This is a genomic window from Streptomyces sp. NRRL S-495, assembly GCF_000966955.1.
GTDB classification, from domain to species: domain Bacteria; phylum Actinomycetota; class Actinomycetes; order Streptomycetales; family Streptomycetaceae; genus Kitasatospora; species Kitasatospora purpeofusca.
The window spans coordinates 1-3,478 of sequence record NZ_JZWY01000476.1 but is presented as its reverse complement, the minus strand read 5'-3'; the positions used below and the strand labels follow the sequence as shown (position 1 = coordinate 3,478).

Here is a 3,478-nt window from a genome sequence, read left to right as displayed (position 1 = left end):
GACCTCGCCGATCTCGACCCGGAAGCCGCGGATCTTGACCTGGTGGTCGATCCGGCCGAGGAACTCGATCGCGCCGTCGGGGCGGCGGCGGACCAGGTCGCCGGTGCGGTAGCAGCGGCGGCCGTCCACCTCCAGGAAGCGTTCGGCGGTGAGGTCCTCGCGGCCGAGGTAGCCGCGGGCGACGCCGCCGCCGGAGACGTACAGCTCGCCGGGGACGCCGACCGGGACGGGGCGGCGGCGGGCGTCCAGCAGGTGTGCGGTGACATTGCCGAAGGGGCGGCCGAGCGGTGCGGTGACCGCGTCGCCGAGGTCGGCGGGGACGGGCGCGCCGAGCATCGAGACGGTGGTCTCGGTGGGCCCGTAGTGGTTGTGCAGCGCCAGGTCGGGCCGGGCGGCGCGGATCCGGGCCACCAGGTCGGGCCGCAGCGCCTCGCCGGCGCAGATCAGCAGCCGGGCCGGGAGGATCGCGTCGAGGCCGGCGCCGTGCGCGGCCAGGCCCTCCAGGTGGCTGGGGACGAGCTTGACGGCGTCGATCCGGTGCTCGGCCGTGTAGGCGGCGAAGGCCTCCGGGTCGGTGGCCTGGTCGCGGGTCAGCAGGTGCAGGCAGCCGCCGCCGGTGAGCGCGCCGAACACATTGGTGGTGCCGAGGTCGGCGGCGAAGGTGGAGACCAGGGCCCAGTTCCAGCCCGTCTGGTCACCGCCGACGCGCTCGCGCAGGCCGTGCAGGTAGTTGCGGTAGTTGCGGTGCTCGACCGCGACGCCCTTCGGGGTGCCGGTGGAGCCGGAGGTGAAGAGCAGGTAGCAGAGGTGCTCGGGGCGGACGTCCACCTCGGGCGCGTCGGGCCGTTCGGTGCCGTCGGGGACGACCACCGGGTGGCCGCCGGTGAGGCGTCCGCGCTGGTCCTCGGTGGTGACGACGGCCGCGACGCCGGCGGCGTCGAGCAGGGCGTTGATCCGCCCGTCCGGGTAGATCGGGTCGAGCGGCAGGTAGGCGCCGCCGGCCTTGAGGATGGCGAGCATGCCGACGACCAGGGCGGCGGAGCGCTCGACCAGCAGGCCGACCGGGCGGTCCGGGCCGACGCCCTGGGCGCGCAGCCGGTGGGCCAGCGCGTTGGCGCGCCGGTCGAGTTCGGCGTAGTCGAGGACCTCGTCGGCGCCGCGTACGGCGGGCGCGTCGGGGGTGCGGCGGGCCTGCTCCTCGACCAGGCCGTGCAGGGTGCCGCCGAGGTCCCAGCCGCGCGGGGCCTCGTCGTGCCACTCGACGAGTTGCCGCTGCTCGGACGGGGTGAGCAGCGGAAGGTCGGCGAGCGGGCGGTCGGGGCCGGCGGCCATCGCGTCGAGGGTCGTGGTGAGGTGGCCGAGGAAGCGGCGGACGGTGGGCTCGTCGTACAGCTCGGTGCGCCAGATCAGGTCGGCGGCGAGTTCGCCGCCGGTGTCGACGACAGCCACCGAGAGGTCGAACTTGGCGGTGTCGGTGCCGATCGGCCGCCAGTGGACGGTGTGGCCGGGCAGCTCGGGGCGGGCCTCGGCCTGGTTGTGGACGTTCAGCAGGACCTGGAACAGCGGGGTGTGGGCGAGTTCGCGCTCCAGGCCGAGCGCGTCGATCAGCCGCTCGAACGGCAGGTCCTGGTGGCCGTAGGCGCCGAGGGTGGCGTCCTTGACCCGCTCCAGGAGTTCGCGGACCGTCGGGTCGCCGGAGAGGTCGGTGCGCATCGCCAGGGTGTTGACGAAGCAGCCGACCAGCGGCTCGGTCTCGCTGCGGGTGCGCCCGGCGATGGGGGTGCCGACGGTGACGTCCTCGCTGCCGGTGTACCGGCCGAGGACGGTCTGCAGGGCGGCCAGCAGCACCATGTAGACGGTGCTGCCGGTCCGTTCGGCGAGGGCGCGGATCCGGCGGGTGCGCTCGTCGCCGAGCGCCTCGGTGAACCGGGCGCCCTCGGTGCCGGCGACGGCCGGCCGGGGCCGGTCGGCGGGCACGGTGACGGTGGTGGCGGCGCCGCGCAGGCGCTCCTGCCACCAGGCCTGCTGCCGGTCGAGTTCGGCGGCGAGCTCGGTCCGCTGCCAGTGCGCGACGTCCGCGTACTGGACGGGCAGCGGCTCGAAGGCCGGGGCCCGCCCGGCGCGGCGGGCGCCGTAGGCGGTGGCGAGGTCGCCGAACAGGACGCCGATCGACCAGCCGTCGGCCGCGATGTGGTGCAGCACCAGGCTGAGGACGGCGCCCTCGTCGGTGCGCAGCAGGGCGGCCCGCAGCGGCAGGTCGGCGGCCAGGTCGAAGGGGCGGCGGGCCTCGGCCGCCAGCCAGTCGTCGATCCGGTCGGTGGGGACGTCGGCGGTGGTGAGGACGAGGCCCTCGGCGGGTCTCGGTTCGGGGCTGACCTCGCCGTCGACGGTCGGGTAGACGGTGCGGAGCACCTCGTGCCGGGCGAGGACGTCGGTGAGCGCGGCGGCGAGGGCGGCCTCGTCGGGCTCGCCGTCGAGGTGCAGGGCGAGCGGGATGTGGTAGGCGGCGCTGTCCGGTTCGTACTGGGCGAGGAACCACATCCGGCGCTGGGCCGAGGACAGCGGGGGCGCCGTGCCCTCGGGGCGCGGGGTGATGGTGCGGTGCTCGGCGCCGCCGGCCGCGGCCGCCGCCTTGGCGGCCTTGGCCTTGGCCAGGCGGCGGCGCAGCAGTTCCTGCCGACGGGCGGCCTGGTCCGGCTGCGGGGCCGGTTCCTGGGCCGGTTGCCGGTCCTGCTGCGGGGCCGGTTGCTGGGCCGGGGTCGGCCCGGTGGTGCTGTGCTCGGTCATGCGGTCTCCCCCGTCAGGGCGCCGGTGTCGCCGGCGGCCGGGCATGCTTCCAAGGTCCCGGTCCTGCCGGTGTCGCCGGCGGCTCGGGGGTGGGTGGGGCGGTTCACAGGGTGCTCCCGGCGGTCTCGTCGAGGCCGTCCAGGTCGCCGAGGTCGTTCAGGTCGTCGAGGTCGTCGATCTCCGCCAGCAGGCGCTCCTCGACCCGGCGGGCCAGCGCGGCCAGGGTGCGGTCCTCGAAGACGGTCCGCAGCGGCAGTTCGGTCTCGAAGGTGTCCCGGATCCGCGCCAGCAGCCGGGTGGCGAGCAGCGAGTGCCCGCCGAGGGCGAAGAAGTCGTCGTGCCGGGAGACCCGCTCGACCTTGAGGACCTCGATCCACAGGTCCGCGAGCAGTTCCTCGCAGTCGCCCTCGGGCGGGGCGCCGGCCCCGCCGAGCTGCGGCACCGGCAGCGCGGCCCGGTCGACCTTGCCGCCGGGGGTCAGCGGCAGCGCGTCGAGCAGGACGAGCCCGGCGGGCACCATGTAGTCGGGCAGCCGCGCGGTCAGCGCGGTGCGCAAGGCGTCCTCGGTCAGGCCCGGGGCGACGGCGTAGCCGGCCAGGGCCGGTCCGGCCGGGGTCTCGACGAGCCGGGCGGCGCCCGCGGCGACCCCCGGCAGGGCGGTGAGCGCGGCCTCGATCTCGCCCAGCTCGAT

At 76.1% G+C, this 3,478-nt stretch carries 2 protein-coding genes; both read right to left on the bottom strand.

All coding sequences use genetic code 11. The features are described 5' to 3' along the window. The coding region (locus VR45_RS24015; protein ID WP_159394338.1) for an amino acid adenylation domain-containing protein at positions 1–2,787 on the bottom strand (2,787 nt) is incomplete at its 3' end. Positions 2,788–2,890: 103 nt separating this feature from the next. Further along, positions 2,891–3,478: phosphopantetheine-binding protein (locus VR45_RS24010; protein ID WP_045941901.1), on the bottom strand; the 588-nt coding region annotated here is incomplete at its 5' end.